This window comes from Staphylococcus sp. GDY8P94P (genome assembly GCF_017892255.1).
Lineage (GTDB): Bacteria > Bacillota > Bacilli > Staphylococcales > Staphylococcaceae > Staphylococcus > Staphylococcus cohnii.
Genome location: NZ_JAESKU010000004.1, coordinates 565 through 1533, shown reverse-complemented (window position 1 = coordinate 1533; position 969 = coordinate 565). Strand labels below are relative to the sequence as shown.

Here is a 969-nt window from a genome sequence, read left to right as displayed (position 1 = left end):
AAAATAGTTATCAAGCTCAAAAAGTGATTGAAGAAGTGGTTAAAGAAAAGCCAACTGCTCGTTGGTTATTTCTTACTTTATCGACTAAAAATGCAATAGACGGTGACCATTTAGAACAAAGTTTAAAGCATATGTCTAAGGCTTTTAATAAATTAAAGATGTATACAAAAGTTAAAAAGAATTTGGTAGGATTTTTACGCTCAACTGAAGTAACAGTTAATAAAAATGACGGTAGTTATAATCAACATATGCACGTTTTGTTATGCGTTGAAAATGCGTATTTTAGAAAAAAAGAAAATTATATTACGCAGACGGAATGGGTCGATTTATGGCAAAAAGCATTACAAGTTAATTATCGACCAGTAGCAAATATTAAAGCGATCAAACCAAACCAAAAAGGCGATAAAGATATTCAAGCAGCAATCAAAGAAACTTCAAAATACTCGGTTAAGTCATCTGATTTTTTAACTGATGATGATGAAAAAAATCAAGAAATCGTAAATGATTTAGAAAAAGGTTTATACCGAAAACGTATGTTGAGTTATGGTGGTTTGCTTAAACAAAAACATAAAATTTTAAATTTAGACGATGCCGAAGATGGCAATTTGATTAATACAAGCGACGAAGATAAAACGACAGATGAAGAAGAAAAAGCACATTCAATTACTGCAATTTGGAATTTTGAAAAACAAAATTATTACTTAAAAGATTTGAAACGTTAGCTTAAAAGCTAGCGTTTTTTTTATGTATTTTTGCCCCTGCAGGAACTATAGCGTTCAACCGGCATGGTTGACCAGTTTTACCTTGAAAATTTTAATTTGCATGTAAATGGGCAGTGTCTGAAAAATTCGCCACTGGTTATGTACAAAAAATGAGATAAACAATTTAACTTTTTAAGTTATATAAATTTTAGGGAGTTCCAATCAAATTAGAAAAATATATAAAAGAGCTATATCGTTTTTCTGGCTT

General features: G+C 30.0%; 1 protein-coding gene. It reads left to right on the top strand.

The genetic code is table 11. The annotated features are described in order from the left end of the window. Positions 1–722, top strand: a 722-nt coding sequence (locus tag KA926_RS03450; protein ID WP_204178115.1) for a protein rep, incomplete at its 5' end; no start/stop codon positions are given. Positions 723–969: the final 247 nt, after the last annotated feature.